The 577-nt window shown below is 66.6% G+C and carries 1 pseudogene; it reads left to right on the forward strand.

Features of this window, described 5'->3' with window-relative positions:
• Positions 1 to 577 (forward strand): annotated as a pseudogene (locus EG854_RS13300) (IS5 family transposase); the annotation flags it as partial.

Raw genomic sequence — 577 nt, forward strand, 5'->3', positions numbered from 1 at the left:
GTGCTGTGGGTGCTGCGTTCCGGCGCTCACTGGCAGGACCTTCCCGAGCGCTACGGCAAGTGGAAGACGGCGCACAAGCGTTTCAGCCGTTGGGCCGCAGCGGGGATCTGGGAGAAGGTATTCGACGATCTGACCAAGGATCGGGACAACCAGTATCTGATGCTGGACTCAACCCTTGTGCGGGCTCACCAGCAGGCGACGACCGGCCGGGGCAGCGGCCGAAAAAAGGGGGCCTCGACCCGGCTGTGGGGCGTTCCAGAGGCGGACTGACCACCAAGGTCCACATGGCCTGCGACAGTCTTGGCCGACCCGTCCGCTTCCTCATCGCCGCCGGTCAGAGCCACGACATCCTGGCCGTGCCCGCTCTGCTCGACGGCCATCGGCCCGGCGCCGTGCTCGCCGACCGCGCCTACGACGCCAACAGCCTTCGTGCCCATCTGGCCAGAATCGGAGCCGAGGCCGTCATCCCCTCAACCCGCTCGCGCAAGACACCGATCCCGCACGACCCTCGGATCTACAAGCTGCGCAATCGCGTCGAGCGCTGCTTCAACAAGCTCAAGCACTTCCGCCGCTTCGC

The sequence above is a fragment of the Brevundimonas halotolerans genome (assembly GCF_003730275.1).
Taxonomy (GTDB): domain Bacteria; phylum Pseudomonadota; class Alphaproteobacteria; order Caulobacterales; family Caulobacteraceae; genus Brevundimonas; species Brevundimonas halotolerans.